The organism is Rheinheimera sp. (assembly GCF_036782235.1).
Classification (GTDB): Bacteria; Pseudomonadota; Gammaproteobacteria; order Enterobacterales; family Alteromonadaceae; genus Pararheinheimera.
Genome location: NZ_DAIPZL010000021.1, coordinates 14,002 through 40,479, shown reverse-complemented (window position 1 = coordinate 40,479; position 26,478 = coordinate 14,002). Strand labels below are relative to the sequence as shown.

Genomic DNA, 26,478 nt, shown 5'->3' with positions numbered 1-26,478 from the left:
CGGGTAAATATCCGCACAAAAAATAATGCCAGTCAGCTTAACTGACTGGCATTACCGGTAGAGGCGGTTTTTTTATGTGTTAACCCAAACTAGGTTAAGCAACAATAGCCAGCAGTTCAACGTCAAATACCAGCGCGCTGAAAGGGGCAATAGATGCACCAGCACCACGCTCGCCGTATGCCAGCTGATGTGGAATATACAGACGGTATTTTGAACCAACCGGCATCAATTGCAGTGCTTCAGTCCAACCGGCAATCACACCACCGACCGGAAACTCAGCAGGCTGACCACGGTTGTAAGAGCTGTCAAATACGGTGCCATCAATTAAAGTACCGTGGTAATGGGTCCGTACCGTAGAAGCGCGTGTTGGTTTTTCACCGTCACCTGCCACCAGCACTTCATATTGCAAACCTGACGCAGTGGTCACTACACCTGGTTTTTTTGCATTTTCCGCCAGGAAAGCTTCGCCGGCACCAGCGGCCAGTTTGGCTTTTTCTTCCTGCTCAGCCTGCATCCGGGCACTGATCACTTCAAAAGCAGCACGGATCTGTTGTTCTGACACTTCAGGCTCATCACCATAAAAAGCAGCAGCTAAACCAGCGGCAACAGCGGCGATATCCAAACCTTCAAATGGGTTATCAGCCAGTTGCTGACCCATTTGCAGACCTATGCCATAACTGGCGTGTTGTTCAAGGGTGGTGAATGTTGACATAAAAATCACTTTTGATGATGCGCCAAGGGCGCCGTTAAACACAGATAATGCCAAAACATTATCAGGAAACTGCTGATGCTAGCCGATTTTGCCCCGCTTGTCTTGAGCGTAAAATGCCGGCCGCTGTTATTCAGGCAGGCTCAGGCAGACAACGCCTGCACTTGTTTCCAAATTTGCCGCACCAGTTGCTCGTCTGCTTCGCTCAGCTCACCGCCTGCAATAGCCGAAGCCAGACTTTCATCAACCAGGCTGATAATATCTGCGGCGACAAAAGGCTGCTCAGCCAGCTGCAAACGGCCTACGCCAAGGTCAACATGACCCCGCAGGTAACCGGCGGCAAACAGCTCGTCATCGCTGGCCGTTGCCACACTTTGGTCAAAATACTGACTGATAGCCTGAATAAATTGTTCGGTTTGTTGCATGCTTACTCCTCAAGGCCAAGCCGGTACATGACATAATCGTTATAACCACACAGCACTTTGAGCATGCCCTGCAATTGTTGGTCGAGTGCAGCATCGCCACTGTCACTGATCAGCGGCCTGCCGTTTAACTGTTGTAATTTAGTTTTGGTAGCAATGAGCACAATGTTGTCACGGCCAATGGCACGGATCACCGCAGGAGATAACTGCTGATTACCCCGGCCAAAAATATGGCCCTGACCGCCGATGAGCGTGATCACCAGTTTACAGGGATAACCCTGCACCAGCTCAAGCAGCTCTTGTGCTGTCACATCGGCCGCTATCACTTCGCCGTTTTCAACCACGTCCACACCAAGCAGTGTGTTGGGCAAACCCAGTTCAGCCATCACGGCGGCCACTGTGGAGCCTGAGCCCATCACATAACGCACGCCATCTTCCATTTGACTGGCGACATAAGCGGCCAAATCGTCCAGTACCAATGCTTCAGATTCTTTGCCGGCGCTTTTGACGCTTTGTACATAACGAAGCTCACTGGGGATTTGCATTTCACCATATCTTTTGGCACGCACTGTGCCCTGGCGAAAAGCCACTTCGTCGATATCCATGACTTGCGCATCCTGCACTGTGACCAGCTCACCGCGCACCATTTGAGCCACCACTTTGCCAGCGGCCGCAGGCGTAATCGCATACACACCTGAGTGAATTTTACAGCCGGCCGGAATGCCAAGCACTGTGGTATGAGACTGACTGTGGTGTTCAGCAATCACAGCACAGATGTTGCGGGCCGTGCCGTCACCTCCGGCAAATAATAATAAATCTACACCTCGTTCAACTAAGATTGCGGCCGCCTGCTCTGTGTCGGCGGCGGTAGAAGGCTGACTTTGCGCCTGCCCTACCACTTCAACGGCAAAACCCAGTTCAGTTGCCACATCCTGGCCCATATCACCGGCAAAAGTGTAAACGCGGATTTGATCGCGCACGCCCAGCAATTCTGTGAGTGCTGCTTTGGCGCGCTGCTGTGCCAGCGGTACTGCGCCAAGCGCCATGGCTTGTTCTGCCATACCGTCACTGCCTTTAAGGGCGACACTGCCGCCAATACCGGACCATGGGTTGATGATCAATCCCAGCCGAAAGGCACTATTTTGCGGTTCAACCGGTACTGCAAAGGAGTTTAAAGACATAAAAAATTCCGGCCTCTCAAAACAAAATACCAAGCCAAGGCAAAAGTGGCCGGCATTGTAACCAATCAGACCTGTACTGGCAAAGCTGTGGCATTGCACAGAGGTCTAACCTCAAGTAGATTAAGCTTTTTGATGGTCAACCGGATCTTCTGATGCAGTTTCTCAAAGACAGTTTCGACCGCCTGATGGCGGCTTATCAGCAGCAGCCCTACCCGCAGTTACAGCAGCGCCAAATGCAGCTCAAAGCACTGCGCCGTCAGTTACTGCAACAAAAACCAGCATTATTGGCGGCACTCAATGCAGACTTTGGCCAGCGTAGCCACAGTGACAGTCAGATGCTGGAGCTGCTGCCAAGTGTCAGCAGTATCGACTACAGCTTAAAACAGTTACACAAATGGCTAAAACCACAAAAACGTCATCTCAGCTGGTTATTTTTGCCGGCCAAAAACTATGTGGTTTATCAGCCACTTGGCGTAGTGGGCATTATAGTGCCCTGGAACTATCCGGTGTTTTTAAGCCTGGGGCCTTTGGTGGCTGCACTCTGTGCCGGTAATAAAGTGATGCTGAAATTATCGGAGTACACCCCCCAGACCAATCAGGTGTTAAAAAACATTATTGAAACGGCGCTGCCCGACACGGCACTGGTGATTGAAGGCGACGCGGCCGTCGCGGCCGGCTTTAGCCAGCTTCCTTTTCAGCATCTGTTATACACAGGCTCTACCGCCGTAGGTTATCAAGTGATGCGTGCGGCCAGTGCCAATCTGACACCGGTCACGCTGGAGCTGGGTGGTAAATCACCGTTAATTCTGGCGCCAGACGCTGATATCAGCCAGATGGCAGAGCGTATTGTGTTTGGCAAAACCGCCAATGCCGGCCAAACCTGTGTGGCGCCTGATTATCTGCTGGTGCCTGAAGATAAATTAAAACAATGTGTCAGCGCCTTGCAGGCGGAGTTTTTACGTTTTTATCCGCCAGCGCAATTTGCGCACAGTTACCCGGCAATTATTAACGAGCGTCATTACCAGAGGCTGCAGCATTATTTAACTGAAGCCAGAGCAGCAGGTGCAGACATCATCAGTTGCCTGGACGTGACACCACAACAGCAGCAACAAAGATTAATGCCACTGACAATGGTGCTCAATGCCCCCCTTGATTCAGCGCTTTGGCGCGAAGAAATTTTTGGCCCTGTGCTGCCGGTGTACAGTTATCGCAACATCGACGAAGCTTTTGCTTTTGTGCAGCAAAGGCCAAGACCACTGGCGCTTTATTTATTCAGTGATAACAAAGCGCTGCAACACCGGGTACTGCAGCAGACCCATGCCGGTGGTGTCTGTATCAATGAAACCCTGATGCATGTGGGTCAGGAGGATTTACCTTTTGGTGGTATAGGCCCAAGTGGGATGGGCGCATATCATGGTAAAGAAGGATTTTTAACTTTTAGCCATGCCAAAGCTGTCCATCAAAAAGGCCGGTTAAATGCAAGCATACTGGCCTATCCGCAGCACAGAGCCAAAGTGTTTGATAAATTGCTGAACTGGCTGCTGCGCACTTAGCAGCAGCCATCAGGCGGCAGACTTGTGCTCTGCCCCAGCCTGCAACGGCTGGATGTTTTTTGGCAGCGCCAGCGCCAGCACCATCGACAGCAATGCACATAAACTGCCGAGCACAAAGGTAAACTCCGAACCTTCACCATCCTGCCAGGCAATACCCGCAGCATAAGCCCCCAATGCGCCACCACCACCATAAATTAAACCGGCATACAAAGCCTGCCCCCGGCTGCGCTGCGCCGGCGGGAAAAACTGCTGAATAAACTGCATAGCGCAGCTGTGAGCAATAGCAAAACTAAAAGCATGTAACAGCATACTGGCTGAAAGCAGCAGGCCGCTGTCGGCTAAAAAAGCCACCATCAGCCAGCGCAGCGCTGTTAATCCATAACAAAGGCCCAATAATTTCTGGTAACTGCGCCCTTGCAAAATACGGCCGGCAAAATAAAACGCCACTATTTCAGCCGCAACAGCCAGCGCTATCAATAAACCAGCATCGCTGCCGCTATAACCTAAGTCGCGGGTATATAGGGTAAAAAAACCATAAAAAGGCGCAAAGCTCATCTGCATAAAAAAGGCGCCGAGCATAAATTTTAAAAAGCTGCTGTGTGTCCAAAGGCGGCGAAACTGCACCGGCTGAGTGTCGTTAGGTTGGACCTGCGAAAACTTGGGCAATAACCATAAGGTGCCAAGCATCAGCAGTAAAAATAACAAAGCACTGTGTGGCAACATTTGTGGGCCAGTGTGTTGAAACCACCAGCCGCCCAGCATCACCAGTACAATGTAACCCACAGAACCTGCGGTACGCACCTTACTGTAACGGGACGTGTCGTTGTCGAGATAATAAAAAGCCGAACTTTCCAGCTGCGGCAAAATAGCGGTCCAGCACAAACTATAAAGTGCAAGGCCGGCCACCAGTGGCCAATAACCACCATCATAAAAACTGCTAAGCCAGCCGATGGTGGCCAGTACAGCCCCGAACCGCATCACGCCAATCGGATCCTGACGTTTTGCCGCCAAACTGGCCCATAAACTCGGACCAATAATGCGCATGCCGGTCACCAGCGCCAGTAGCAAACCGATTTCTTCTGAATTCAGGCCCCTGCCATCGAGAAACAGCCCGATATAAGGCACAAAAACCCCAAGCACGGCAAAATAAGCAAAATAAGCCAGACTCAGCGTTTGGGCGCTCGACATTTTCACAATTTACTCCATAGCGATCACAGTGCTGAAGGTAAAAAACAACAACGACGCTTAAGCGTCGTTGTCTGGTTTGGCTATCAGCCATTACCTGCAAAAGGACGCTATTGTAGCGCTGAAGCTACCTCTGGCATAGCGCCTATATCTGCTAACGGTGTCAAGTTAACCTTATTCGTGAACTACCTCTGCTAACTGCCACGGCCAATACGGGCAATATCAGGTGTAGACACAGAAACCTGATGGTTTTGCGCGTGATGACGCAGGAAATGATCCATCAGCACTATCGCCAGCATGGCTTCAGCAATAGGCACGGCGCGAATGCCGACACAAGGGTCGTGCCGGCCTTTGGTCAGCATTTCCACCGGCTCGCCGCTGGTGTTGATGCTGGCACCAGGAATACTGATGCTGGAGGTAGGTTTAAGCGCAATACTGACGCGGATATCCTGGCCTGACGAAATGCCGCCTAAAATGCCGCCGGCATGATTGGCGGTAAAACCTGTTGGCGTCAGAGCGTCCCTGTGCGTTGAGCCCTGCTGCTCCACCACGGCAAAACCATCACCAATTTCAACAGCTTTCACCGCATTAATGCTCATCATGGCGTGGGCAATATCAGCATCTAAGCGGTCAAACACCGGCTCGCCCCAGCCCACAGGCACATTGCTGGCCACCACATTAATACGGGCACCCACTGAATCACCGGATTTTTTTAAGTCGCGCATAAAAGTATCCAGCGCCTCGATTTTATCCACATCAGGGCAGAAAAAATCGTTTTGCTCCACTTGGTCCCAATCAAGTTTTTCCGCTTTGACCGGGCCCAGCTGGGCTAAATAAGCGCGCACTTCCACACCAAACCGTTGTTTTAAATATTGTTTGGCAATAGCACCAGCCGCCACACGCACTGCGGTTTCGCGGGCGGAAGATCGGCCACCACCACGATAATCGCGAATACCGTGTTTATGCCAATAGGTGTAATCGGCGTGCCCGGGACGGAACACATCTTTAATGGCGGAATAATCCTGTGAGCGCTGATCGGTATTTTCAATCAACAAGCCAATAGAGCAGCCCGTGGTCACACCTTCAAAGACTCCGGATAAAATTTTCACCACGTCATCTTCGCGCCTTTGTGTGGTGTAACGGGACGTGCCTGGTTTACGCCGGTCTAAATCATGCTGAATAGCGTCTAAATCCAGCTTTAACCCTGGTGGGCAACCATCAACAATACCGCCGATGGCCGGGCCATGACTTTCACCAAAAGTAGTTAAACGAAACAATTCGCCAATGCTGTTACCGGCCATGGTTATTCCTCAAACTGCTGTTGATGGGCCACGAGCTGTGCTTTGGTCAGCGCAAACACACCATCACCGCCGTTGTTAAAAGTGATCCAGTGAAATGGCACCTCAGGCATTTGTTCCGAAAGCGCCACCATTGAATTGCCTACTTCACAAATCAGCACGCCGTTGTCGGTTAAATGCGCTGCGGCTTCACGCAGAATTTTGCGGGTCAGCTCCAGGCCATCCACACCGGACGCCAGGCCAAGCTCAGGTTCGTGATGATACTCGGCCGGTAAATCGGCCATGTCTTCAGCGTCAACATAAGGCGGATTGGTCACAATTAAATCGTATTGCTGTCCTGGTAAGGCAGCAAAACAATCAGACTGAATAGGAAATACTCTGTGCTCCAGGCCATGCTGACTGATATTCAGATCGGCCACTGTCAGCGCGTCTTCACTGATATCCACAGCATCTACTTCGGCCTCTGGTAAATAGTGGGCGCAGGCAATGGCAATACAACCAGAGCCGGTGCATAAATCCAAAATCCGTTGTGGCGCTTCAACCGGAAACCAGTCGGCAAACTGACGGGTAATCAGTTCACTGATGGGTGAACGTGGCACCAGCACCCGCTCGTCGACATAAAAAGGTAAACCGGCAAAATAAGCCTGGTTGGTTAAATAAGCTGACGGGATCCGCTGTTCAATACGTTGTTGTACTAAAGCGGCAAAACGGCGTTTTTCGCTGCTGGTCAGTCGGGTTTGTAACAATGCAGACTCAGCCAAATGGGTAAAATGCAGGGTAAAAGCCATCAGCTGACCGGCGTCATCCCATGGGTTGTCCGTGCCATGACCAAAATACACATCGGCAGCATTCAACTGTGAAACGGCCCAGCGCAGCCAGTCATGAATCGTAAAAAGTTCATTGATGGCTTCGTTGATTAATTCTGCGGTCAGTTCAAAAGGTTGATGTTCAGTCATTTATTTCGCATTGCTCTTTGTATAGACTTGCGCTGATGCGCAAACCTCAGTTACTTAGTGAAGAAGAAATTCAGCTGTTCCGGGATTCAATCACGGGCGCCCGCCCTATGGCGCAGGACAAGATACCGCCTGCCCGCCCGAGCCGCAACAAAAAAACTGCCGTAAAGACGTCTATCGAAGCAGAACAACCCCATTTGTTCTACTTCTCCGATGAGTTTGAAGGTTATCAACCCGACGGCAGCATTATTCGTTATGTGCAACCGGGTGAAGATCCCCATCTGGCGAAAAACCTCAAACGCGGCGATTATCAGCCCGGCGTCGTACTGGATTTACACGGATTAAGTCAGCAACAAGCCAAAACTGAACTGGCCGGACTGTTGGCTTATTGCCAGCAGGAGCATTTTAACTGCGCTTGTATTGTGCATGGTAAAGGCAGTGGTATTTTGGCGCGCAAAGTACCGAACTGGCTGATTCAGCACCCGAATGTACGGGCTTTTCACACTGCCCCCACCCACTGGGGCCGTGACGGTGCTTTATTGGTGTTATTAAAAACGCCGCTTTAAAGCGGCGTTTTTAACATAAATTCCGGGTCTGCTGCTGCGCGGATACGGCATCATTTGTATGGTCAGATCAATGACTCAGTAACACCAAATCTGCCGGCGCCAGGCGCTCCAGTAACTTGCCGCCTTCACCCGGTTGATAATGGATCCCCACCAAAGCTGAGGTTTCAAAAATTGGGGTGTTGCCGGTTTTGGTAAAGGTTTCTACCAAAAAACTAACCAGCGGCATATGCGACACAAGCAGAACCCTCAATTCAGGTTGTTCAGCACGCAGCGCGTCCAGATACAGCTGCACCTGATGGCTGTCGCCTTCCGGCACCAGCTCGGGGATAATTTCAAAGCGGGTAGTGGCAGGCTGGGCTTTGAGCATCAGTTCGGCCGTTTGTTGCGCCCGTACAAAGGGGCTAGATAACACCAGATCAAAAGCCTGGTAATGTTGGGATAACCATAACGCCATATGGCTGACATCATCCCGGCCTTTGGCAGTGAGCTGCCTTTGACTATCCTGACTGCTGTGTGGCTCGGCTTCGCCGTGCCGCATGATAACCAGATTGACCATGAGTACACCTAGACAACTTCGCGACCAACGCGAAAAGAGTGCGCTATGATAATGAAAGTTTGCAGTCACAGTAACTGTTAATAAAGCATAAAATTTCAGCTTTATATTCCGATTCGATATGATAACAACAGCAATTCCTGAAGCTGACACTCTGCCACAAGAGGCCCGAATTGAAAAAAAGTCATATGGTGCAAAGCCCTAACGATCAACGTTTGTATCAGCCGCTGACGCTGGACAACGGCTTAAGGGTATTGCTGGTACAACAACAGGACGCCGAAAAAAGCGCCGCGGCTATGGCAGTGAATGTCGGGCATTTTGACGATCCGGCAGACCGTGAAGGTTTAGCGCACTTTCTTGAACATCTGGTATTTTTAGGTTCTGAAAAATTTCCGCAATCCGGTGAATATCAACAGTTTATTGCCAACAACGGCGGCAGCCACAATGCCTGGACCGGCACAGAACACAGCTGTTTTTATTTTGATATCAGCCATGAAGCTTTTACTGCCGCACTTGAACGTTTTGCCGATATGCTCGGCGCACCCCGCTTTAGCGCTGAAGCTGTCGACAAAGAGCGCCATGCCATCGAAGCCGAGTTTTCGATGAAGCTTAAAGATGATGGCCGGCGTATTTACCAGGCTCATAAAGAAAGTATCAACCCCGAGCACCCTTTTGCGAAATTTTCCGTCGGTAATCTGTCGACGCTGGATGACAGACCGGGTCAGAGCGCACAACAGGCAGTACGTGATTTTTATCAGCAACAATACAGTGCCAGCCGAATGACCTTAACCCTGGTGTCCAATGCCCCGCTTGAGGTGCAGGTGCAGTGGGCGCAGCAATATTTTTCTGCTTTACCGGCCTCGCTTCCGCCGAAAGCGGCACTGGTGCCACCACTGTATTTAGATGAACATCTGGGTATTCAGCTGAATATTCAGCCACATAAACCAACCCAGCGTTTTGTCGCAAGTTTTGCGTTGCCCGACATCCAGCCCTGGTACCGCTATAAGCTGGTCAGTTTTCTGGCTCATCTCCTGGGGGATGAAGGCCCGGGCTCGTTATTAAGCCATTTAAAAGGCCGGGGTCTGGTAAATTCATTAAGCGCAGGCGGCGGAATTGATGGCAGCAACTACAAAGACTTTACCCTGGCGTTTGAACTGACCCCACAAGGTATGTTGGCTCAGGATGAGATTTTACTCGCCAGTTTTTCTTATCTGGCCATGCTGAAACAACAGCCTTTTCCGGCCGACATTTTTGCAGAAAGGCAAAAGCTGGTGCGCTGGAGCTTTTTATATCAGGAGCAAAAAACACCACTGCAGCTGGCCAGCGATCTGGCGGTGAATCTGCAGCACTATCCGGTGGAAGATTATGTCTTTGGTGATTACCGGATGGAGACGCCGGAGCCTGCCTTGTATCAGCATTTATTGAGTTTTTTCCATGAACGCAACCTGCGTCTGATGCTGATAGCCCCCGACGTAAAAGTTGACCGCCAGGCGCGCTGGTACCACACCCCATACAGCCAGTTAGCTATCACCAGCGATTTATTACATGGTTTACAGCAGGCAAAACCATTGCCGGATTGTCATTTACCCAAAGCCAACCCTTATCTGGCGGACGAGCCTCAGCTGTTGCCAACCACGGCGGGCAAACCTTTGCCACAGCTATATTATCAGGCCGACGGCATCAAACTCTGGTTTAAACCCGATGCCGATTTTCGCACGCCCAAAGGCCATATTTTTGTTGAACTGACGCTGCCCAACACCATTACCGGTATTGCTGAGCTTGCACTTTGTAAACTCTGGCTGGAGCTGTTTCTCGATGACATTAATGAGCAGTTTTATGCCGCCACCACAGCAGGCCTGAACTACAACCTGCATGTACAGCAACATGGTCTGACTCTACATTGCAGCGGCCTGACTGGTAATCAGGTTGCCTTGTTGTTCGATATTTTACAGCAGATGCCCAATCGCCAGTTTAGCCAAAGCCGGTTTGATGAACTGAAGCGCCAACTGGTTCGGCACTGGCAAAATCAAGCCAGGAATAAACCTATCACGCAGTTATTCAGTAAGTTATCGGCACTGTTACAACCGCTGAATCCGGAATCCGAAACTCTGGCGACTGTACTTGCAGACTGCAGTTTTGACGATTTTCAGCGTTTTTATGCCGCTATGTTCCAGAAAGTACATGTTGAAGCCCTGATGATTGGCCACTGGCAAGAGCAGGATGTGGTGCGTTTGCAACAGCAGATCGCCAAATGGCTTGGCACAGTGCCAGAGCGCTGCCAGCGTTTACCCCGTTACAGCCACAATACCGAAGGGCTTGGCCCCATCTGGTTGCAGTTGCCGATGGCGCAGGACGATGAAGCACTGGTGATTTACCTGCCGGCACAAAATCGCAGCGCTTTGGAAATGGCGCTGTTTATGCTCGCTAATCATCTGATTTCACCGGAGTATTTCCACGAACTTCGCACCGAACAACAATTAGGTTATCTGGTGGGCACAGGTTATGTGCCGATGAATCTGCGCCCTGGCATGGCTTTTTATATTCAATCGCCAAGAGCTGATGCCAGAACCTTGTATCAGGCCACCTTAACTTTTTATCAGCGATTTTTGAGCGAATTGCCAGAGCTGTCGGCCGATGAATTCCAGGCGCTGAAACAGAGTTTAGCCAGCCAAATCCGTGAGCGGGACAATAGTCTCAGTAACAGAGCCAAACGTATGTGGCTGGCCATTGGTCAGGGTGATTATCAATGTTGTTTATCTGATCAAATACAGCAGGAACTGAATAAACTTAGTCTCGCTGATTTTACCTGCTTCTGTCAGAGTTTACTGGCGCCTGATTATGACGCCATTTTCCTGGCCACCAGCGAAGCACCTGAGCATTCCCATATGAGAACACTGGACGCAGCGGCTGCTATTGAGTTGTTAAAAACCCTGACCTTGGCTGAGTAGCAGCTGTTGCTGCCTTAGCCGCAAAACGACAGGTCTGGCGCCAGATTGGCTTTGACAGCCCTGTTAATTTTATATAACTTAGCTTTATCAGACTTTCTGACGTAAAGACGTGTGAAAAATAATAAAAAAATCAATCACAAGGCGCTGTTTGTTACTTTTTTAACCTCGCCTTTTCCTGCTTTTGCCTTAGACTGGCAGGGTTCAATGCCCTACATTTTGTCGTCCATTTTATTATTTTCTTTTGGTGCCTTATTGCTGGCACATTTATCCATTCTGAAAATGCGCCGTTACCAAAGCCGGCTGGAGCAAAGTGAAGAACGGTTGCGTTTATCTTTGTGGGGTAGTGGTGACGAGTTATGGGACTGGAATATCAGTGCCGGCACTTTATACCGCTCAAGCTCATGGCAACAAGCGGTTGAACTTAAACCAGAAACCAATCAGTTTCCGCCCAACCGTGAACAAATTCACCCCAAAGATATCGAGCGGGTCACAGAGCAGCTATATCAGCATCTGGCTGGCGAAACCCCGCATTTTGAAGCCGCCTATCGTTTAAGAGCGTCAGACGGCGGCTGGATTTGGGTACTGGACCGCGGCAAAGTGGTTAGCACTGACGCTGATGGCGCAGCCACCCGCATGACAGGTACCTTAAAAAATATTCAGCTGCTCAAACACACCGAAGAGCGGCTGGAACTTTTTGCCCGTTGTCTGGAAAACATTTCTGATGCCGTGGTGATTTGTGACACCAACTTCACTGTGATTGAAGTGAACAACTCTTTTAGCAGCATCACAGGCAAAAGCCGGGAACAGGTGATCAAAAAGCCTTTTGATTTGGCCTTGTACCCGAACCGCTTTTTACAGGACATTGGTCTGAAACTGCAGTCACAAGGCAGCTGGCAAGGCGAAATTCAGGATCAGCGTTTAAACGGTGAAATTTATCAGGCAGAACTGAACTTTGACGTAGTTAAAGATGAACACAACACTATTACCCAGTACGTAGCTGTGTTTTCCGATATTTCCGAGCGCAAACGTAAAGAAGCTGAGCTAAGCCGGCTCGCCAACTCTGATACTCTGACCGGCCTGCCCAACAGGGCATTATTTTCAGCTGAACTGAGCCGCTTGGTCGAACGTGAAGTACGCCATGCGCTTTTAGTATTCGATTTAGATAACTTCAAAAAAATCAACGACTCACTTGGCCATCAACTGGGTGATAGTTTATTAATCAAGCTGGCTGAGCGTTTAACTGAACGCAGCAGGCAAAAAGACCGGTTATACCGGCTTGGCGGTGACGAATTTGCCATTTTGCTGGAAGATACCAACGACATTCACACTATCACCTCCTTGGCTAAAGAGCTGATAAAACAAATTAACCAGCCGTTTTTTATTAATCAGCATGAGCTGGCGGTCACCAGCAGTATCGGTATTGTGTTATATCCCGAAGACGGTGCCGATCCCGAAGCTTTGCTGCGTAACGCCGACACGGCCATGTATCATGCCAAACATGAAGGCGCGAACCGTTATTTGTTTTTTAACGATTCGATGAACAAACTGGCGGTCAAACGTTTGCAGCTGGAGAACCTCATCCGTCATGGTTTAAAAGAAGATTATTTCACTGTGTTTTACCAGCCGAAAATGGACATCCTGAGTGGCCAGCTGGTGGGCATGGAAGCGCTGGTGCGTTTTATCACGCCAAAACGGGGTTTGATCAGTCCAGCTTCTTTTATTCCGGTGTCGGAAGAAACAGGCCAGATAGTGGAAATTGGCGAAGTGGTATTGCGTAAAGCTTGCCTTGATGTAAAACGCTGGATTGATCAGGGGCTGTTCCATGGCCGGGTTGCTGTTAACCTGTCGGTCAAACAGTTTATGCTGCCTTATTTGTGTGAGCAGATAGACGACGTATTACAACAAACCGAACTGCCCTCTTACCATCTGGAACTGGAAATTACCGAAGGTACGGTAATGCAATCACCAAAAATGGCGATTGATACCATGAAAAAATTGCGCGCCCGCGGCATTCACCTGGCGATGGATGACTTTGGCACCGGTTATTCGTCTTTGGCCTATTTAAAACAGTTTCCGCTCAATACCCTCAAAATCGACAAAGCCTTTATCGACGATATGAACACAGCGCGTGGCCGCAATATGGTGGACACTATTGTTACTATCGCCCACAACCTGAGCCTGACCGTAGTCGCCGAAGGGGTTGAATACGCAGAACAATTGCAGCAGTTAAAGCAGCTGCGCTGTGAAATTATTCAGGGTTATTATTACAGCAAACCTTTGTCAGCCGCCGACTTTACCCAGTTCCTGAAAGATCAGAAACAACAAAAACCCAAACTCAGTGCTGTGCCTGCTGCGCTCTAACAGGCAACAGGCGCATTCAGCATCTGCCAAAACCCTACAGCAATCCACAGCACTCAGCGGCTGGCAAACATCGTCACAGCGTTGAGCACAAATGCAAAAAGGAGCCGAAGCTCCTTTTTGTTTGCTGCCGGCTCACGCCTGCAACAGAGATAACAATAACAGCTTAGTGCCGCTTGTCTGGATCTATGCCCTGGCGAATTTTCTCCATCCGCTCCTGATGTTTTAACCACATACTAAAACCACCAATACCAATACCGGCCAGTGGAATTAAAAACACCAAAACGTCTGGTCGTAAAATGCTACTGAATAATTCACCCACAGCAATACCCTCTGCTTTTGGCCTCAAGGCCCTTTATTGTTATCAGTCGTTGTCCGTTTCTACATATGAGAAATCGTCACTGCCATCAGCAATCCGTTTTTTACCAAATACAGTGTGGAATTTTTTCTTTTCCTGCACTTTTTGTTTGTATTTAGTCCAGACTTTTTCAAAGCTGGATTCTGCTTCGGCTTCGCCACGGCAGACTGATAAAAAACGTTGCTCTTCTTCATTCACCGGCTGACGCTGACCGTCTTCCAGTTCCTGCATCGCCGCACCATGTTTTTCCAGCAGATTACCTTCTGCCAGTGTGAAGCGCCCTGACCGGGTAAACCCCTTTGGGAAATTCCGGTCATCAAAAAAGCGACGTTTAGCCACAAAACTTTGCTGCATCACTTTTTTCCCCTGATCTCGTTGAATCTAAAGCTATCCCAATTAAACTGTGCGGAGTATGGTAAACAAAATTCCGATCGTAAAACAAATATTTTTTATGGTTACAATCAATTTTTCTAAGGATCCACTTTGGATACTGAGCTGTTAAAAACCTTCCTTGAAGTACAGAAAACCCGTCACTTTGGTAAAGCCGCCGAGAATTTATATTTAACCCAATCTGCGGTGAGCTTCAGGGTGCGCCAGCTTGAACAAAATTTAGGCGTGACCTTGTTCAGCCGCTTTCGCAATAATATTCAGTTGACACCAGCTGGTGAGCTGTTGCTGCCGCATGCACAGGCAGTGCTAACGGCCATCTCCGCAGCAAAACAGCAGTTAAATCAGCAGTATCAGCTGCAGAGTCATCGTAAGGTGTCATTGCCGGCTGAGTTTGCGGTTTTATTGCCGCCCAAACAGCTGAGTCTGTTGTTTCCGCCGCAGCAGTGCTGGCAGGTGCATACACAGAGTGGCGCTTATCAGAATGTAAACGGCGGCGATTTTGATCTGGTGGTCCAGCTTGGTGAAAAACCACAGCAGCTTGCACCTCTGCAGGCCCGTTGTCTGGGGTATCTGTGCTGGTGGCCGGTGTCAGTGAATGACGCTGTTAATTTGCAGGCAGAATGTAGTGTACAGCATCTGACGCTGCCAAGGCTGACCACTGCACCACTGAGTTTTGCCAGTACAGATGTACGGTTGTTGTGGCAATGGTTACAGCAAAACAAAGGCTGTGGTTATCTACCTGCTCCTCTGGTGCAGGCGGCAGTGGAGCAAGGCAAGTTGCACAAACTCAGTGCTGCGCCCTATTTGCAACCGGTCTGGGTTTATCATCAAGCCAATGATGTTGTTGCCGAGCATTGGCAACAGACATTACAAAGCTGTGGCGTGCTGCAGGCGCCTGTTTAGGGCCTGAACCACACTACCCCATGCCCCAGCGCCTTTTTCAGCGCCATTCGCTTGTGGTTGTGAAATAGCGGCAATAACAGCGGGCCGGTCAGAGCGCCGAGTAACACCCAGGGCAAAGATTTCAGACCTGAGCTGCGCGCCTGAATAAAAAAGTACAAAGAGCAAAGTGGTGACAACAGCAACAACAGCAAGGCACGACCCTCCGCAAAAAAAAGAGCCGCATTATAGCAGCTCTTTTTTTCATCAGCAGCATTGAAGCCATACGGCTTATCGCATTTTAATAAAATGTTTTACCCTGCTCAGCCATTTGCAGCAATAAGGCACTGGGTGCAAAACGGCTGCCAAACTGCGCTTGGTAACGGCGTAAATCGGCCACTAAGGTGGTGGCGCCCAGCGCATCGATGTAACGGAAAGGACCACCGATAAAGGGCGGGAAACCAATACCGAAGATAGCGCCTATGTCACCGTCACGGGCTGAAGCAATAATGCCTTCTTCCAGACAACGTACTGCTTCGTTTAGCATCTGCACTAAACAACGGTTGCTGATTTGCTCGGCGGATAATTTACCAGCAGGCTGCACACCGAGCAGGGCGTAAACTGAGGTATCCACCTCTTTTTTGCCTTTTTTCGCTTTGGCACCATACAGGTAAAATCCTTTTTCCACTTTTTTACCTTTACGGCCATCAGCGATCAGCTTGTCAAAAGCTGCCGGCGCTTTAAAACGCTCACCCAGTTCCCGTTCCAGAATGGGCGAAATCTTTGCGCCTACATCAATGCCCACTTCGTCCAGCAAGGTAATAGGTCCAACCGGTAAACCAAATTTGGTAAGTGCTTTGTCCAGTTTTTCCACCGGCTCGCCTTCGAGCAGCAAACTGGCCGCTTCATTCATATATAAAGCGAGAATACGGTTCACATAAAAACCGGCACCATCTTTCACAACAATAGGAGTTTTGCCTTGTTTACGGGCAAAAGCAACAGTAGTGGCGATGGTTTGGGCTGAGGTTTTTTCATGGGCTATGACTTCCACCAACGGCATTTTGTCCACAGGTGAAAAATAATGCAGACCAATAACATTTTCCGGCCGTGCTGCCTGTGCGGCAATCTGTCCTATCGGCAAAGAGCTGGTGTTGGAGGCAAAAATTGTGTTTTCATGGCAGTGGCTTTCAATGTCTTTCACCATCTGCTGTTTGAGCGCTAAATCTTCAAATACAGCTTCCACCACCAGGTCCACATCATGAAAACCGCTGTAATCTGTGGTGCCTGTTAATAACGCCATTTGTTTTTGCATTTCAGTGCGGCTGATATAACGGCGTTTAAACTTTTTATTCAGCAAGCTGTAGCTGTATTTCAGCGCATTGCTGATGCCTTGCTGATTAATGTCTTTGATCCGTACCGGAATACCAGCTTTCCCTGCAGTGACATTGGCAATACCACCGCCCATCAGACCACCGCCCAGCACCGCTGCTTTATGCACCTTGCCAGGTTTGACATCCCCTGCTCCGGTTTCTTTTTTCATCTGGGTGGTGGCAAAAAACAAACCGCGTAAAGATTTGGAAACCGACGTCATACAAAGCTCACCAAAAGCCTGAGCTTCGACCTGCAGTCCGCGCGCCATGCCGCTGTCGACACCGGCTTTAATCGCTTCAATGATTTTTAAAGGTGCCGGATAATGGCCACCGGTTTTTAACAAAGTTTGTTTGGTCGCCTGGCTGAACAAAATGCCGCGGCCAATAGACGTAAACTCTAACAGCTGACCAACAAAAGGCAGTTTGACGGCTTTGCTGCGGTCCGGCTTACCGGCCAGCGCCATTTTCACCGCGGCTTCAAGCAGAATACTTTTGGGCACTACAGCATCCACTAAACCGGCTTTTTTCGCCTGAACTGCGCGCAGTTGTTTGCCGGTCAGCATCATATCCAGCGCTTTTTGCAAGCCCACCAGCTTCGGCAGTCTTTGAGTACCACCGCTGCCCGGCAATAAACCCAACTGCACTTCAGGTAAACCCAGCACTGTTTTACCATCGTCAGTGGCAACACGGCCGTGACATGCCATGGCCAGTTCCAGACCACCACCTAAACAAGGGCCATGAATGGCAGCAATCAGCGGAATATTTAACGCTTCGAGCTGACCAAACATTTGTTGTCCCATAGCGGCAATATCGGTCGCTTCCTGCGCTGTTTTGCAGCCATCGAGCATTGTAATGTCGGCACCGGCAATAAAAGAGTCGGCTTTACCAGAAATGATCACCAGACCTTTAATATTTTTATTGCTGCGGATTTCATCCAATAAAGCTTTAATTTCATCAGCAAAAGCGGCCTTGAGCACGTTCATGCTCTCACCGGCAACATCCATGGTGATGACACCCACGCCATCATCACGCAGGTTCAGGCTGAAAGTTTTTGCGCTCGCAATTTGTTCAGTCACTGTTTGCTCCGTCATTATTCTGTCTCCACTATCATGGCAGCGCCTAAACCACCGGCCGCACAGGCTGTGGTTAAACCAATGCCACCACCACGGCGGTTTAATTCATTGAGGGTTTGGGTGATTAACCGGGTGCCGGTGGCCGCAAATGGATGGCCATAAGCCAAAGAGCCACCGTTCACGTTAAATTTCGCCATATCAATGTCACCAATAGCACTGGAGCGGCCCAGTTTTTCTTCAGCAAACTTTTTACTGCCAAACATTTTCATATTGGCCAGTGCCTGAGCGGCAAAAGCTTCATGCATTTCAATCAGGGTTAAGTCGTTTAACGTCATGCCGGCGCGCTCAAGCGCAATAGGCGTGGCGTAGGATGGGCCCATCAGCATGTCTTCCCATACGTCAATGGCAGCAAAAGCGTAGCTACGCACATAACCCAAAGGTTTGTAACCCAATGCTTTAGCATAACTTTCCGGCATCATCAGCACTGCTGAAGCACCATCTGTTAATGGGGTACTGGTGGCTGCTGTGACAGTGCCGTAATTACGGTCAAACACTGGTTTTAACTTGCTGTAAGACTCCAGCTTGGAATCTTTGCGGATGTTGTTATCCATCTCCAGAAACTTGTTGTAAGGCTCCACATGGGCCGCCATCACTTCATCTTTCATCAGCCCCATTTCCCAGGCTTTGGCTGCCAGGGTGTGAGAACGGTGCGCCATAGCGTCCTGATCGGCGCGGCTGATGCCATGGCTTTTGGCCATTTGTTCAGCGGTGTCACCCATCGACAAGCCTGTGGTGTATTCAGCCACAGCTGGTGGTACTGGCAGTAAATCACGCAGGCCAAGGCGGCGGAGAATCGCAACTTTCTGACCAAAGGTTTTTGCTTTGGTTAAATCCACCAGAGCGCGGGCCAGGGCTTTACTGACACCTACAGGCAGTACTGAGCTGGAGTCAGCGCCACCGGCGATGGCGACTTTACTGACCCCCGCCATCATGGCTTCGGTGACACTAACCACAGACTGGAAGCTGGTGGCACAAGCACGGGTTACACTAAATCCGTCGGTGTGGACGTTCATGCCGGTACCCAGCACAATCTCACGGGCAATATTTGGCGCTTCCGGCATCTGTACAACTTGACCGTAAACAACCTGATCAATTAATTTGGCATCCAGCTCACTGCGGATCAACAGTTCATTGACCACCAATTTGCCCAAATCCAGGGCAGATACCCCGTGGAACTCAGTTGCTTGTTTGGCAAACGGCGTGCGTAAACCGCGAACTATCGCAATCCGATCGCCCTGGCGGTTGGTTAATTTAATCTGGCTGGACATGAATGATCCTCTTGGTTTTATCCGATACAGGTCTGACCTGTAATTTTTTTTGATTGTAACGAGAGATCTGACAAATTAAAACAGTTGTTTTAATGCCATAAAGGCCTTATATCCTGACTTCGCAGAAAGCCTAGTCGTATTTAAGTGGAAACGCTTGATAAATAATCAATTAATTCAGCCTTACCAGGCCTTCAATAAGGCGTGGTAAGACCTAAAAACAACGGAAGAGTGCAGCTGTGAACGCATTTAATCAATTAAAAAGCTATCTGGATTCACAGGTATTAGGCCAAAGTGCGCTGACTGAAGGTATTTTGCTGGCCTTGCTCGCCAACGGCCATTTATTGGTGGAAGGCCCGCCGGGTCTCGCCAAAACCCGCGCAGTAAATGCATTAGCGCATGGTGTGGAAGGCAGTTTTCACCGTATTCAGTTTACGCCCGATTTGTTACCGGCTGATTTAACAGGCACAGATATTTACCGTCCTGAAACCGGCAAATTTGAATTTCAAAGTGGCCCTTTGTTTCATCATATTATTCTGGCGGATGAAATTAACCGCGCTCCGGCTAAGGTGCAGTCGGCGTTATTAGAGGCTATGGCAGAAAAACAAATTACCGTGGGCCGTCACAGTTATAAACTGCCGGAATTGTTTTTGGTAATGGCCACGCAAAACCCACTGGAGCAGGAAGGCACCTACCCGCTGCCGGAAGCGCAGCTTGACCGCTTTTTACTGCATTTAAAAGTGGATTATCCGGACGCTGAAACTGAACTGGCGATTTTAAAACTCACCCGTGGTGAAGCGCTGGAGCTCGCAACAGAGCAGCCGGTACGGATCAGTCAGGCCGATATTTTTGCGGCCCGCAAAGCCATTTTAAAACTGCATTTTGCGCCCAGTCTGGAGCAATATGTGGTGCAGCTGATTATGGCCACCCGCCGCGCCAGCGACTACAGCGCCAAACTCGGCCGCTGGATTGCCTATGGCGCCAGCCCACGTGCCACCATAGCGCTGGAGCGTTGTGCCCGCGCCAAAGCCTGGCTGGCTGGTCGCGATTTTGTGACACCCGATGATGTACAGGCGGTGTTTCATAACGTGGTGCGCCATCGTCTGTTGTTAACCTACGAAGCAGAAGCCGAAGGTATCAGTACCGATGATGTGCTGAGCGAAATTCTGTTGTTGGTGCCTGTTGCCTGAGGTGAAGGCGAGAATGAGCGCCAGTTTAAGCCAGATCAATCAGTGGTTGCAGGATTTACACAGCAACGGCACTGAAGTGGATCTAAAACAACTGCTGCGATATCAGCGGCATACCCAGCTTTTTGACTTAACACCGGCCCGGACCATTCAGAGCAAACTGGCCGGCAGTTACCTGGCCAAAAGCAAAGGCCGCGGCATGGAATTTGACGAGGTACGGCATTACCAGACCGGTGATGATGTGCGCACCATCGACTGGCGTGTCACAGCCCGCACCGGCAAAGTGCATACCAAGTTATTCCGCGAAGAAAAAGAGCGTCCGGTGTTTATTCTGACCGATTTGGGCAGCTCGATGCAGTTTGGCTCAGAGCTGCTGTTAAAGTCGGTGCAGGCCTGTCATCTGGCGGCGCTGATTGCCTGGCATGTGAAAAAAACCGGCGATAAACTCGGTGGCATCGTATTTCACCAACAGCAGATCCGCGAATTAAAACCGGCAGGACGCTCCCAGGCCGTATTACGTTACCTGCATCATCTGACCGAGCTGCAACAACAGGCGCTGCAACTGTTCAAAATGCCAACAGCACAAGGCTCTGCGCCAATTCAGTTGTCAGAAGCTTTAGGACAACTACGCCGTTTAGCCCGTCCGGGCAGTTTGCTGTTTATCATTTCAGATTTTCAAAATCTCGATGACACTTGCCTGCGTCATTTGCGGGCGCTGACGTTACATAACGAAGTACGGATCTGTCAGCTTGATGATCCGCTGGAGCAGCATCTGCCGGCCCAGGCTTTTGGTCTGGCGCGGGTTTCGGACGGTCACGAGCCTGTTACGTTACAGCTGGGTTCAACAAAGCTGCAGCAACAATATCAGCAGCAGCAGCAACTTTTTTCACAGCAACTGCAGCAGCACTGGACCACACTTGGCCTCGCCAACTGGCAATTCAGCGCCGCCATTCCCTTGCTCAGTCAGCTGAATGGGAGAAATCATGGCCACAGTGAATAAGCACGCACAGCCAGAGGCGCTGGCCCAATTGGCTGATATTCAGGAACCGGCCCTTAGCAATGATTGGTATCTGGCGCCCGGCTGGTGGCTGTTGGCCGTTTTGGTGCTGACCCTGTTGTGGCTGTTTTACCGTAAATACCGGCAACATCAGTTAAAACAGGCACCCAAAGGTTTTGCGCTGAAAGCCCTGGCGGCCCTTGATTTGGGCGCTCCAGATGCGCCGGCCCAAATTACCGCTTTATTAAAAAGATACTTGTTAAACCAACAGCCTGACCATCCGGCATTAAGTTACAGTGGAGAAGCATGGCGGCAGTTTTTGCTGAACAGCCTTCATGCCAATCAGCAGGCTGCAGTACCTGAGCTGCCGGATTTACTGGTCTTGCATTATCAGGGCTCGCCGCAGCACTCAGATGTGCAGGCTTATGCCAGTTTTGCCGTATATTGGCTGCAACATACAGTGCTACGACAACAGACCGGCCAAACGTCAGCTCAGAACAAAACCAGGTTCAGCAAAGGAGCTGTGGATGTTTGAGTTCAGTTATCCCTGGCTTTTTGTACTGCTGGCTCTGCCTTATTTTATCAAGGCCAAACAACCTAAGGCTGGCGCCAGCCTGCTGTTACCGCCGCTGGCGCGCCTTGCCAAAACCCAGCACAGCGAGCAGCAAAGGGGACAGTCCAAACAACAATGGTTGTTGTGGCTCATCTGGTTACTTCTGGTCAGCGCCGCCGCCGCCCCCAAATGGCTGGGTGAAGCCGTGACCCTGCCGCAACAAGGCCGCGATATGATGCTGGCGGTCGATTTATCTGGATCGATGAATATCAATGACATGGTGATCAACGGCCAGAGCGCCAACCGGCTGGATGCGGTGAAATTTGTGTTGTCAGATTTTATTCAAAAACGTCAGGGCGACCGCCTTGGCCTGGTGCTGTTTGCCGATGCAGCTTATCAGCAAACGCCGCTTACTTTTGACCGCCAGACAGTACAACAAATGCTGGATGAAGCCGTGCTTGGCCTGGTGGGTCAGCGCACCGCCATTGGTGAAGCCATTGGCCTTGCGGTTAAAAGATTTAACACCTATGAAAGCTCGAATAAGGTGCTGATTTTACTCAGTGACGGCGCTAATACCGCAGGCAATATTCAACCGCGTGAAGCACTGGAGCTGGCCAAAGCGGCAGGAGTAAAAATTTATACTGTGGGTGTAGGTGCAGAGCAGATGGTGCAACAGGGTATTTTTGGCCCTCAACTGGTCAATCCGTCTGATGATCTGGATGAAGCGCTGCTGACCGAACTTGCCACTGCCACAGGCGGGCGTTATTTCCGCGCCCGTGATTTGAATGAACTGGCACAAATTTATCAGCTGTTGGATCAGCTTGAACCTATAGAGCGGGATCAGCTTAACTACAGGCCACAACAGAGTCTGCTGCACTGGCCCCTTGCCGGTGCCCTGCTGCTGGTTGTGTTGTTACTATTAGCCAAACTCCCCTGGCAACAATGGCGGCGTGGAGGTGCCAATGATGCCGTTTGAATTGCATTGGTTAAGGCCACTCTGGTTATTGCTGCTGCCGCTGGCCGTGCTTTGTGTTTATCTGGCATGGCGTTATCAGCAAAGTGGCAGTCCCTGGCGCCAGCTGCTGCACAGGCATCTGCAGCTGACCTTGTTAAACGACAGCATGCAGCAACAACAAAACAAAAAACCTTTTGCCTTATTGTTGCTTGGTCTGCTGCTTGCGGTCATAGCGCTGGCCGGCCCCAGTGTGCACAAACTGCCCCAACCTGCTTTTGCGCTGAATAAAGCCACAGTGCTGGTGCTGGATATGTCGTTGTCCATGCTGGCAACAGATGTCAAACCCAACCGGCTGACTCAGGCCAGATTTAAAGCGCTGGATTTTACCAGTCAGCTCAAAGAAGGTGAGCTGGCGTTATTAACCTTTGCTGCTGATGCTTATGTGATTTCACCTCTGACGCCGGATCACAACAATATCAAACTGTTATTGCCTGACTTGACACCGGAAATCATGCCGGCTCAGGGTTCTAATGTCCAAAGTGCACTGGAACTTGCCGCTAAATTGTTGCAACAAGCCGGTTATCCCAAAGGGGATGTGGTGCTGATCACCGATGGTTTTAGCCAGAGCCACTATCAGACACTGCGCCAGAGTCTGAATGATTTCCCACACCGTTTGTCTGTGCTGGCCGTCGGCAGCAGCGACGGTGCGCCGGTGAAGTTAAGCTCAGGTGAACTGTTAAAAGATCGCAGCGGCAGCATAGTGCTGCCCAAAGTGCCGCTAACTCAGCTGAAAGAACTCGCCAGTTTGACGGGTGGTGTGTTCCGCCAAAGCAGCTTTGACCAGTCCGATATCGAGACTTTACTGGCCTTACCCGATTTAACACTCGCCAAAGCCGACACCGAGCAAAGCAGTAAAATCAGTGGGGATCAATGGCAGGATGCCGGTGTGTATCTGTGCTGGCTCTTATTGCCGCTGGCGCTGTGGCTTGGCAAAAGAGCAGCACTGCTTGCAATATTACCGCTGTTGTTGCTGCCAAACCCAGCCAAAGCTTTTGACTGGCGCGATTTGTGGTTAAGCCAGCAGCAACAGGCCAAACAGGCCTATCAGCAACAGGATTATGCCAAGGCACTGGAAAAATTTAACTCCCCGCTTTGGCAAGGCAATGCCGCTTATCGCAGTGGGGATTATCAGGCTGCCGAACAACTGTATCAGCAGGATAAAAGCGCCGATGGCCGTTTTAACCTCGGCAACAGTCTGATGCAACAACAAAAATTTTCAGAAGCTCTGGCCGCTTATCAGCAAGCCCAAAGCCAGCAGCCTGATTTACCAGGCCTAGAGCAAAACATTAAACTTGCCAAACAACTGCTACAGCAGCAACAGAATCAACAACAAAATTCAGCGCAAAACCAGCAAGGCGAGCAATCTAAGGATGGGGATCAACAAGAGGGTCAACCACAAGACGGCCAGCAGCAAAAAGGTGAGCAGGCGGAGCAATCTGATGGCAGCGGACAAAACGACAGCAAAGATGGCCAAAACCCTGAGCAGACTGAACAAAACAATCCATCAGAGCCCGGTGCACAGCAGGACTCAAAACAGCAAAACAAAGAACAAAGCCAGCTACAGCCTGAGGCAAACCCAGAGCAGACCAACGAACAATCAGAACAACAAAAAGCCGTGCGTGAAGCCTGGCCCAATGCCAACCCGGAACAAAGCCAGCAGCTGGACGGCCTGATGCGTAAAGTGCAGGACGATCCAGCATTATTACTGCGTAATAAAATGTTACTGGAATACCAAAAACGCCAGAAACAACGTTTACCCAAAGGAGCTGATCAAGAATGGTAACCCTGTGTCTGGGCGACAGCGCCAAAAAAGTTGTCACCCTGCTGAAGTCTGCGGCCCTGCTTTTGCTGTGTGTGAGTTTGAGTCCGCTGCAGGCAGCTACCATGCTGCAGGCCACTGTGGATAAAAATCCGCTGATGCTGGGCGAAGAATTACTGCTGCAAATTGAACTGGATGAAAAAGTATCAGGCAATCAGCTGGATTTTTCCGTGCTCGCCAACGACTTTAACTTCAGTGCGCCGGCGATCAGTCAGAGTATGCAAATTATCAATGGCCGCTCCAGCCAAAGTACCCGCTGGCAACTGAGTTTATTTGCCAAAAAAACCGGCACCTTTGTGATCCCAGCTTTTGAAATTGACGGTTTGCGCAGCGAGCCTATTACCATCACAGTGCTGCCGGCCGATCCAAAAGGCACCGGCTCGGATGAGCTTTTTATCCAAAGCAGTTTAACCAGCACTGAACTTTATGTGCAGCAGCTGGCATATTACGAGGTCAAAATTTATTTTAACGGTGATTTGCAGCGTGGCAGCCTCAGCCAGCCCGAATTGCCCGGGGCGACTATTGAGCAGCTTGGCAAAGATGTAGAAGGCTCGGAGCTGGTCAACGGCCAACGTTATCAAACCATTACCCGTCGTTATACAGTAATTGCCGAGCAACATGGCGACTTTGAGTTGGCAGCGCCCTGGTTTAAAGGTGAAATGATTGACCGGCAAAGTTCCCGTTATGATTATTTTGCCAAAACCAAAACAGTGTCGGCTCAGGGGCAGGCGTTAAAGCTGACCGTAAAACCTATTCCGGATAACTTTAAAGGCCAGTGGCTGGTGTCTGAGCTGGTGGCGCTGACCGAAGAATGGACACCTCCGGGTCAGGATTTGACTCAGGGTGAGCCTGTCACCCGCACTATTACGCTGACCGCATTAGATTTATCCGATCACCAGTTGCCGGATTTGAACTTCAGTTTGCCGGATGGTATTAAAAGTTATGCCGAACAGCCACAAAGCAAAAAGGCCGAGCGGAACGGCCGGTTGGTGGCGCAAAAAGTATTTACTTCAGCTGTGATTGCCACCAAAAGCGGCGAGCTGGTGCTGCCGGCCATCCGCATTCCCTGGTGGAACAGTAAAACCAATGAACTCTCTTATGCCGAGTTGCCTGAGCGTACCTTAAAAGCCGCGCCCAACCCGGCGCAGCCTGAAGTACAAGCTGCCGCAGAAGCAGCACCGGCCAGCGGCATCCCCCCTGTGATAGCAGCCCAACCCGTCAGCCCATGGCACTGGAGCTATAGCAGCACTGTATTGCTGCTGTTATGGCTAACCACCCTTGTTCTGTGGTTAGCTCCGCGATTTATCCAGGCTGTGCTGCAAAAAAACACTGCAAAGGCCAAGGTTCAGCCACAGGCTTCGGTATTAAAATTCAGTTCACGCAAATTAAAAGCAGCCTGTCTTGCGAATAACAGTACAGATGCCACTGCGCAACTGTTGCAATGGGCACAACAGGGCATAGATCCGCAAATCACACGACTGTCGCAGTTATTAACCCAGTTACCGGAATGTGAGCTCAGGCGTGAAATAGAAAAACTTTGCCATCAGCCATATCAAGCCTTGGGCCAGACCTGGCAAGGCCAGCCCTTATTTGAAGCTTTTGCCAAATACAAACATTTACAGCAGTTGCCTGTAACAGAACCACTAAAACCACTATACCCGGCTTAAGCCACTGAATGCTTTCAAACTGGCAGCCCCGTGTGGCTGCCAGTTTTGAATGATGTTATGCGGCAGCTCCCTGCCTACAGATCAACGTTTTCTGTTTTTTTTCGCTCTGCTGAACATTA

At 50.2% G+C, this 26,478-nt stretch carries 23 protein-coding genes; 11 read left to right on the top strand and 12 right to left on the bottom strand.

Annotated features, from left to right (window positions below; translation table 11 throughout):
• Positions 1-94: 94 nt before the first annotated feature.
• The 3 genes from V7P87_RS15915 to V7P87_RS15905 all read right to left on the bottom strand — a co-directional run bounded on the left by V7P87_RS15915 (position 95) and on the right by V7P87_RS15905 (position 2,312).
• Positions 95-712 (bottom strand): FKBP-type peptidyl-prolyl cis-trans isomerase, encoded by a 618-nt coding sequence (locus V7P87_RS15915; protein WP_296295220.1) that lies wholly within the window; start codon positions 710-712, stop codon positions 95-97.
• A gap of 140 nt (positions 713-852) precedes the next feature.
• Positions 853-1,134 carry a YfcL family protein gene (locus V7P87_RS15910; protein ID WP_333798318.1) on the bottom strand — a complete coding sequence of 94 codons (282 nt, stop codon included), beginning with the start codon at positions 1,132-1,134 and terminating at the stop codon, positions 853-855.
• 2 nt (positions 1,135-1,136) lie between these two features.
• Positions 1,137-2,312, bottom strand: a complete 1,176-nt coding sequence (locus V7P87_RS15905; RefSeq protein WP_333798317.1) for an ATP-NAD kinase family protein — start codon at positions 2,310-2,312, stop codon at positions 1,137-1,139.
• A 152-nt stretch (positions 2,313-2,464) separates the two neighbouring features.
• On the opposite strand from V7P87_RS15905, the gene V7P87_RS15900 reads away from it, so the two are divergent.
• A complete protein-coding gene (locus V7P87_RS15900; protein ID WP_333798316.1) occupies positions 2,465-3,865 on the top strand; it encodes a coniferyl aldehyde dehydrogenase in 1,401 nt (466 codons plus the stop codon).
• A 9-nt stretch (positions 3,866-3,874) separates the two neighbouring features.
• Here the strand turns inward: V7P87_RS15900 and V7P87_RS15895 are convergent, their stop codons facing one another.
• The 3 genes from V7P87_RS15895 to prmB form a co-directional block, all read right to left on the bottom strand.
• Positions 3,875-5,053, bottom strand: coding sequence for an MFS transporter (locus tag V7P87_RS15895; RefSeq protein ID WP_333798319.1), 1,179 nt, complete (start codon positions 5,051-5,053; stop codon positions 3,875-3,877).
• A gap of 191 nt (positions 5,054-5,244) precedes the next feature.
• Positions 5,245-6,351, bottom strand: coding sequence for a chorismate synthase (gene aroC / locus V7P87_RS15890; protein WP_333798315.1), 1,107 nt, complete (start codon positions 6,349-6,351; stop codon positions 5,245-5,247).
• A gap of 2 nt (positions 6,352-6,353) precedes the next feature.
• Complete coding sequence (gene prmB, locus V7P87_RS15885) at positions 6,354-7,304, bottom strand: 50S ribosomal protein L3 N(5)-glutamine methyltransferase (protein ID WP_333798314.1); 951 nt, start codon at positions 7,302-7,304, stop codon at positions 6,354-6,356.
• A 35-nt stretch (positions 7,305-7,339) separates the two neighbouring features.
• Between prmB and smrB the strand changes: the two genes are divergently transcribed.
• Entirely contained in the window at positions 7,340-7,867 is a 528-nt protein-coding gene (gene smrB, locus V7P87_RS15880; protein WP_333798313.1) for an endonuclease SmrB, read from the top strand.
• Positions 7,868-7,934: 67 nt separating this feature from the next.
• On the opposite strand, the gene sixA is transcribed toward smrB, so the two are convergent.
• The gene (sixA, locus tag V7P87_RS15875; RefSeq protein WP_333798312.1) at positions 7,935-8,423 is read right to left on the bottom strand and encodes a phosphohistidine phosphatase SixA; all 489 of its coding nucleotides are present in this window, start codon (positions 8,421-8,423) and stop codon (positions 7,935-7,937) included.
• A gap of 170 nt (positions 8,424-8,593) precedes the next feature.
• Between sixA and V7P87_RS15870 the strand changes: the two genes are divergently transcribed.
• Both V7P87_RS15870 and V7P87_RS15865 read left to right on the top strand, forming a co-directional pair.
• The gene (locus tag V7P87_RS15870; protein WP_333798311.1) at positions 8,594-11,368 is read left to right on the top strand and encodes an insulinase family protein; all 2,775 of its coding nucleotides are present in this window, start codon (positions 8,594-8,596) and stop codon (positions 11,366-11,368) included.
• A gap of 111 nt (positions 11,369-11,479) precedes the next feature.
• Positions 11,480-13,729 carry a putative bifunctional diguanylate cyclase/phosphodiesterase gene (locus V7P87_RS15865; protein ID WP_333798310.1) on the top strand — a complete coding sequence of 750 codons (2,250 nt, stop codon included), beginning with the start codon at positions 11,480-11,482 and terminating at the stop codon, positions 13,727-13,729.
• A 163-nt stretch (positions 13,730-13,892) separates the two neighbouring features.
• Here the strand turns inward: V7P87_RS15865 and V7P87_RS15860 are convergent, their stop codons facing one another.
• On the bottom strand, positions 13,893-14,048 hold the full coding sequence (locus V7P87_RS15860; RefSeq protein ID WP_296295197.1) for a hypothetical protein: 156 nt from the start codon (positions 14,046-14,048) through the stop codon (positions 13,893-13,895).
• 42 nt (positions 14,049-14,090) lie between these two features.
• Positions 14,091-14,438, bottom strand: a complete 348-nt coding sequence (gene maoP, locus V7P87_RS15855) for a DUF413 domain-containing protein (RefSeq protein WP_333798309.1) — start codon at positions 14,436-14,438, stop codon at positions 14,091-14,093.
• Between the two features lie 129 nt (positions 14,439-14,567).
• Here maoP and V7P87_RS15850 point away from each other — a divergent pair, with 129 nt between their 5' ends.
• Positions 14,568-15,377, top strand: coding sequence for a LysR family transcriptional regulator (locus V7P87_RS15850; protein WP_333798308.1), 810 nt, complete (start codon positions 14,568-14,570; stop codon positions 15,375-15,377).
• Here V7P87_RS15850 and V7P87_RS15845 read toward each other — a convergent pair.
• From V7P87_RS15845 to fadI, 3 genes are all read right to left on the bottom strand, one after another.
• Positions 15,374-15,568, bottom strand: coding sequence for a hypothetical protein (locus V7P87_RS15845; protein WP_333798307.1), 195 nt, complete (start codon positions 15,566-15,568; stop codon positions 15,374-15,376). The genes V7P87_RS15850 and V7P87_RS15845 overlap by 4 nt on opposite strands.
• A gap of 86 nt (positions 15,569-15,654) precedes the next feature.
• Positions 15,655-17,814: a fatty acid oxidation complex subunit alpha FadJ gene (gene fadJ / locus V7P87_RS15840; protein ID WP_333798306.1), complete on the bottom strand. Its 2,160-nt coding sequence runs from the start codon at positions 17,812-17,814 to the stop codon at positions 15,655-15,657.
• On the bottom strand, positions 17,814-19,124 hold the full coding sequence (gene fadI, locus V7P87_RS15835) for an acetyl-CoA C-acyltransferase FadI (RefSeq protein WP_333798305.1): 1,311 nt from the start codon (positions 19,122-19,124) through the stop codon (positions 17,814-17,816). The genes fadJ and fadI overlap by 1 nt, the downstream gene beginning before the upstream one ends.
• Positions 19,125-19,360: 236 nt before the next feature.
• Here fadI and V7P87_RS15830 point away from each other — a divergent pair, with 236 nt between their 5' ends.
• Genes V7P87_RS15830 through V7P87_RS15805 form a run of 6 tightly spaced genes read left to right on the top strand, consistent with a single transcriptional unit; the run spans position 19,361 to position 26,359 of the window.
• Positions 19,361-20,311: an AAA family ATPase gene (locus V7P87_RS15830; RefSeq protein ID WP_333798304.1), complete on the top strand. Its 951-nt coding sequence runs from the start codon at positions 19,361-19,363 to the stop codon at positions 20,309-20,311.
• 13 nt (positions 20,312-20,324) lie between these two features.
• A complete protein-coding gene (locus V7P87_RS15825; RefSeq protein ID WP_333798303.1) occupies positions 20,325-21,308 on the top strand; it encodes a DUF58 domain-containing protein in 984 nt (327 codons plus the stop codon).
• Positions 21,292-21,840 carry a DUF4381 domain-containing protein gene (locus V7P87_RS15820; RefSeq protein ID WP_333798302.1) on the top strand — a complete coding sequence of 183 codons (549 nt, stop codon included), beginning with the start codon at positions 21,292-21,294 and terminating at the stop codon, positions 21,838-21,840. Before V7P87_RS15825 ends, V7P87_RS15820 begins: the two co-directional genes overlap by 17 nt.
• Entirely contained in the window at positions 21,833-22,834 is a 1,002-nt protein-coding gene (locus tag V7P87_RS15815) for a vWA domain-containing protein (RefSeq protein ID WP_333798301.1), read from the top strand. The genes V7P87_RS15820 and V7P87_RS15815 overlap by 8 nt, the downstream gene beginning before the upstream one ends.
• On the top strand, positions 22,824-24,656 hold the full coding sequence (locus tag V7P87_RS15810) for a VWA domain-containing protein (RefSeq protein ID WP_333798300.1): 1,833 nt from the start codon (positions 22,824-22,826) through the stop codon (positions 24,654-24,656). The genes V7P87_RS15815 and V7P87_RS15810 overlap by 11 nt, the downstream gene beginning before the upstream one ends.
• Complete coding sequence (locus tag V7P87_RS15805) at positions 24,650-26,359, top strand: BatD family protein (protein WP_333798299.1); 1,710 nt, start codon at positions 24,650-24,652, stop codon at positions 26,357-26,359. Before V7P87_RS15810 ends, V7P87_RS15805 begins: the two co-directional genes overlap by 7 nt.
• The last annotated feature ends 119 nt before the right edge of the window (positions 26,360-26,478 follow it).